The 5,187-nt window shown below is 68.0% G+C and carries 5 protein-coding genes; 1 reads left to right on the top strand and 4 read right to left on the bottom strand.

Going from position 1 to position 5,187, the window contains the following annotated elements; all coding sequences use genetic code 11:
* Positions 1-80: 80 nt before the first annotated feature.
* The 4 genes from ACIBAF_RS49030 to ACIBAF_RS49015 all read right to left on the bottom strand — a co-directional run bounded on the left by ACIBAF_RS49030 (position 81) and on the right by ACIBAF_RS49015 (position 4,157).
* A complete protein-coding gene (locus ACIBAF_RS49030) occupies positions 81-332 on the bottom strand; it encodes a hypothetical protein (protein WP_399473325.1) in 252 nt (83 codons plus the stop codon).
* A complete protein-coding gene (locus ACIBAF_RS49025) occupies positions 329-1,081 on the bottom strand; it encodes a TnsA-like heteromeric transposase endonuclease subunit (RefSeq protein WP_399473323.1) in 753 nt (250 codons plus the stop codon). The genes ACIBAF_RS49030 and ACIBAF_RS49025 overlap by 4 nt, the downstream gene beginning before the upstream one ends.
* A gap of 274 nt (positions 1,082-1,355) precedes the next feature.
* Complete coding sequence (locus ACIBAF_RS49020; RefSeq protein ID WP_399473321.1) at positions 1,356-2,297, bottom strand: RNA-binding protein; 942 nt, start codon at positions 2,295-2,297, stop codon at positions 1,356-1,358.
* A gap of 429 nt (positions 2,298-2,726) precedes the next feature.
* Complete coding sequence (locus ACIBAF_RS49015; RefSeq protein WP_399473319.1) at positions 2,727-4,157, bottom strand: serine hydrolase domain-containing protein; 1,431 nt, start codon at positions 4,155-4,157, stop codon at positions 2,727-2,729.
* 112 nt (positions 4,158-4,269) lie between these two features.
* Between ACIBAF_RS49015 and ACIBAF_RS49010 the strand changes: the two genes are divergently transcribed.
* A protein-coding gene (locus ACIBAF_RS49010) for an IS5 family transposase (RefSeq protein WP_399473317.1) occupies positions 4,270-5,081 on the top strand; the annotation gives its coding sequence in 2 pieces (ribosomal slippage) (positions 4,270-4,612 and positions 4,612-5,081; 813 coding nt in all).
* Positions 5,082-5,187: the final 106 nt, after the last annotated feature.

The following is a 5,187-nucleotide window of genomic DNA, read 5'->3' as shown; positions in this document are numbered from 1 at the left end:
CAGCATGGGCATGACGAGCAGTCGCCCCGGACGAGTATCAGTCCCACGATCGAGCGATCACGAACCGGGGAAGATCGGACTTAACGTCCACTCAGGTCCTCGGACGCCTTGCGCTGGCGGCCCCGATCGGCCCCCGCCGCCGACGTCCGTGACGACGGCCGGCACTGCGGATGGTTGGCCAGAAACCTGAAGGTCATCCGCTCGCGGGTGCCGTCGTCCTTCACCAACTGCACCCGTCCCAGGTGCGGTTCGCGCCGCTCGACCGTCCACTCCGTCCCGTCCAGCACCAGCCCGGCGCCGGGGGAAAGGTCCAGCACCGCCGCCGCGGTCACCGGGCCGGCATCACGAGCGAGCGGTCCTGCAGCGAGCCAGCCAGGTCGACGCCCAGCTGCCGCGACCACAGCAGGTGCAGTAGCTGGGCCCGGGCGACCGGCTCGCAGCCCGTCGCCGCCGCGAGCTCGCCGAACCTCCGCCCGCCCCCGGCCTCGGCAAGCAGCACCGGCCGAAGCCCCAGCGGATCCGACCTCAACCGGCGCCGCGACGCCATCGCGTCCAGCCCTGCGAAGGCATGCTCGCGCCAGCGGGCAGCCACCGCGTAGCGCCAGCCGCAGGCGACGGCAACCTCGGCGGCCGCGGCGAACGACTCCCGGTCCGACTCCTTGATCAAAGGCTCGGGACGTACGTCGATCAGCCAGACGCCGCCGCGGGTCACCGCGAGGTAGTCAGGGGTGTGGGAGCGGCGCTTCCCGCAGGTCGCGAAGGAGATCTTCAGCGGCTGCGAGACGACGTCGACCACGTCGCCGGCGAAGTCCAGGGCCAGCAGCACCCGGCTCTCCTCCAGGCTCTCCGCGCCGTGGTGACGGCCGGTACTGGTCAGGAACTGCAGGCCAGGACGGTGCCGCTGGTCCCGGCGCCAGGTGAAGTGCCGCATCGGGTCGCTCGTGAGCACCGGTTCCTGTACGAGGTCGTGCACCGAGCAGGACGCATCGTCCCCGCCGGCCCGCCACGAGACCGCCCACCGTCTCGTCCAGCCGTCGCCCAGCTCCAGACCGGACCTGCCCGCGTCGACGTCCGTCGGCACGAAAAGGTCCTCCCAGCTGCACTGATGCGACCAGACAGGCCCGGTGTCAGCAGCTTCGACTATCCTTCCCGACCCAGCACGTGTAGCGGCCATGACCTCATGGAAGCGCCGCGGAGAACCTCAAGCTCGCGATCTTCGTTTCTGGTGCCAGAAAGACTGCTGAATGAGCGTCTGTGACAAGTCGGATGCCTCGTGTGTGACACTCAGGCTGCCTCGACCATCCCTATTCGCCAGCTCAGCCGGTGCCGTAACGAGCTTCGGCTCATGACTCGGGTCACCATCGTGCGCGCAGCACGCCGTCACTGTCGGGTAGAACGGCTTGGAGCAGCGGACTGCGTTCGTCGGTGTAGAGGGACAGTGCGCAGGCCGCTCGCGCGTCGGTTACCAGGGCAGCGAGCTCCTGGTACTGGGTCTCATCGACGGTCACGTCTCTGATCGTTCCGTCCTTCGTCTCCCAGACGAACTCGATGTGCCATTCGGACGGCAGTGCGGTCAGGACCGCGCCGACGTCGGGTTGCAGGTCGGGCCAGACGGTCAGCAGGGCGCGCGGGCCGAGACCGGCGCGCACCGTGTTGAGGTTTTCCGTGGTGAGACGGTGCCAGCGTGTGGCGTTGACGATGTGGGTTTCCTCCAGGAGCAGGCCCTGTCGCGTCGCCAGCTCGGTGCGTACCGACGCCCAGAAGCCTTCGTCGGCGGCTTCTGTCACCTCTGGTTCCGCGGCGTAGGGGGAGGCCGGCAGCGGTTCCGCGAAGAGGCCGAGTTCCCGCGTACGGGCCACGGCGTCCGTGCAGGGTCGGTCGCTGCCGACGTACACGTACTGGTCCCATCCGACGTGCACGGTAAAGACGTCTCCCGCCTCCAGCCGACACCAGGCGCCCTGCTCACGGAGCATGACGCGGATCAGCTCCAGGGCCACCGCCAGGGAGACCTCGGCCCCGTCGTGGTAACCGGTGAGGTCAGCCGGGAAGAGACCGCTGAGACCGTGCCCTTCGACCGCCGGCTGGGCACCGAAGTGGACGAGCCCGGTGACGGAGGGCTCACGGATCTCCAGCCGGTCGATGCCCGCAGCTTCCGCGAACGCGGAGACCGCCTCCAGGTACGCGGCCTCGACTGGCCCGTGGTCACTGACCGCCTCCTCCGCGCCCCGGTAGCTGCCGTGTTCGTCACGGTCGGCGGGGTCGTACTTCGTGATCCGGTGAACGAAGGCAGGCGGCACGCTACTCCTAGACAAGGGGGAAGGTAGCGCCAGCGTAGGTCCCGAGCCGAACTCGCAGTTCGCGGTTCCGCTGCACAGCCCGACAGAGTTGTCACCAGCGGGACCGGCTGAGCTGGTGAGTGGGGACGACCGAGGCAGCCTGGTTGTCACACGCGAGGCATCCGACTTGTCACAGGCGCTCATTCGGCAGTCTTTCTGTAAGCACGATAGATGTCACCAAGGCAGTCTTACTGATCGTTTCAGAATGAAGTTCTGAGGCGGCAGCGGCAGATGACAGTGCAGGCCAGTTCGAGCAGGCCCCCTGCTGGAGGTCGGCGCGCTCGTAGCGGATGCGGAGCCGCTTGAACTGGTGCAGCCGCCAGGCGAAGGCGTGCGCTCGACCACCCAGCAGACCTTCCCTGGTCCGGAGCCGTGAACGAGGCGCATCGCCTACGCGACGTCGGGTCGCGTCATCAGCGGTGACCGCAAATGCAACGCCAGACTGGGGCTGGTCAGGGGCACGATGTTCCACGTTGCCATCGCTGTTCCGGCGTCGGCGTCGACCGACAGCCGAACTCGGTGCGGTGTGGTGATGACGTAAAGCTCGGCGACGAAGGTGTTGTCCTGCCAGGCGCCGGCCGCGACGACAGGGCGGCCGAGCGGCGTGCTTTCCCGCCATTCGCCGTGGCCGACCTCGACGTTGAGGAACGGCCCGAGACGAAGGAGCCATCCATCGTCCACGGGATCGACGATCACCGTGGTTCCGTCGGGCAGAGCCGAACCCTCGGCGGAGGCGTCGAGTCTCGCCTTGACGGAACGCCTCGGGGCGGCCGAACCCAGCACCGGTGCCAATGACAGCCGCCGCAATCGATCGGCGAGGATCTCATCGTCCCGGGTGCTTTCCGCGTGCTCCATGCTGGGCAGCAGGCACTCCCATATTGCGTCGAGCATTGCCTGTGCCTGCGTATGGCCTCCGGTCACGGCGACCACGAGATCGTGCGAGGGGACGACCACGCATTGCTGGCCGAACGAGCCGTCACCGTGGTAGCCGTGACGCGACATCCAGAACTGGTAACCGTAGCCGCGGAGGTAGTCGGCGCCCGCCGATCCGTCCTCGAGTTGCAGGGTATCGGTGTGCCGTCTGGTCGCGAGCTCCACCCATTCACGCGGGACGAGCCGCCGGTCGCCCCAAAGGCCTCCGCGCAGCAGCAGCTCACCGAAGGCGGCGACAGCCTCGGTCGTGAGGTGTAGTCCGTGGAATCCGAAGGCGACACCGTTCGCCACCCGGTCCCATTTGGCGTGATCGACGCCCATCGGCTTGAAGAGGCGCTCGTCCAGCAGTTCCGGGAGGCCGCGGCCCGTCACCCGTTCCACCATCCGGGCCAGGATGAAGGTGGTCGGATTGTCGTAGGCGTGCCGCGTTCCCTCGGCCTCGGGAAACGGTACGCGCAGGAAGCCCTTCACCAGGTCGCCCGGTTCCAGTTGCCATGCCTCGGCGAGGCTGTCCGCGCGGTGTCCGGCCGTCATGGACAGCAGGTGGTGAACGGTGAGGCGGCGTCCCTGCTCCGAGATATCGCCCGGAACGTGGTCGGGCAGCACATCAACCACCCGATCGTCCAGTGAGAGTAGCCCGTCGGCGATCGCGAGCCCCACGGCAACCGACGTGAACGACTTGGTCAGCGAGTAGAGAAGGTGCGGGCGTCCGGCCGAGTACGGCGCCCACCAGCCTTCGGCGACAACGTGACCGTGGCGTACGACCATAATGGAGTGACACTCGACGGATCGTGCTTCGAGCCGATCCAGCAGCGCGGCGATCGAATGGGACGACATCCCCGAGGCGGCCGGTGTCGAGCGCGGCAGCAGAATACGCTGAGAAGCCATCGGGATACCGTATGCGAAAACGCTTTCGGGCCCTAATGATTAACTGATCGTTTCAAACTTGAGCCGAGCCTGCGATCTTGCGGCTGGCGATCTTGGTCGGCAGGCTGTGCGGATGCGTGCTGATTTGGTTCCGGACGACCTGTGGGAGCGCGTGGCTCCGTTGCTGCCGCCCGTTCCCGAGCGACGTCGTCGCTACCCCGGCCGCCTGCGAGTTCCGGACCGGGTGGCGCTCGCGGGCGTGCTGTACGTGCTGCGGACCGGTGTTGCCTGGCGCGACGTGCCCGCGGAGACCGTGGGCTGCTCCGGCGTCACGGCCTGGCGCAGGCTGCGGGACTGGACCGAGGCCGGCCTGTGGCCCAGCCTGCACGCCGCCCTGCTGACCGAGCTGCGGCAAGCGAACCTGCTGCTGGACCTGGATGACTGCGCCGTCGACGGCTCACATGTCCGGGCCCTGAAAGGGGGGATCACGTCGGCCCGTCGCCGGTCGACCGCGCCCGCCCTGGCTCCAAGCACCATGTGATCGTCGACCGGCACGGTACCCCGCTGGCCGTTGCGCTCACCGGCGGCAACCGCCACGACGTCACCCAGCTCCTGCCGCTGCTGGATGCCGTCCCGCCGATCCGGGGCCTGCGGGGGCGCCCGCGTCGCAAGCCCCGGCGCTTGTACGCCGACCGGGGTTACGACTTCGACAAGTACCGCCGCCTGCTGTGGAAGCGCGGCATCAAACCGATGATCGCCCGACGCGGCGTCGCCCCCGGCTCCGGACTGGGCAAGGTCCGCTGGGTGGTTGAGCGCGCCTTCGCCTGGCTGCACCAGTTCAAGCGGCTCCGTATCCGCTACGAGCGCCGCGCCGACCTCCACCAGGGCCTGCTCGAACTGGCCTGCAGCATCATCTGCCTTCGCCGCCTCAGAAGTTCATTCTGAAACGATCAGTTAGAGGATGTCTCACGTGGTGATGGTGCGAGCTGCGGCATGATGTCTCTTCGTGGGTGCCGATCTGTCGCAGCGGCTGGTTCCTGACGGTCTGTGG

This window comes from Streptomyces sp. NPDC051677, from assembly GCF_044453465.1.
In the GTDB taxonomy this organism is placed as follows: Bacteria; Actinomycetota; Actinomycetes; order Streptomycetales; family Streptomycetaceae; genus Streptomyces.
The sequence above is the reverse complement of the archived record's forward strand: the minus strand, read 5'-3'. Positions and strand labels throughout refer to the sequence as shown.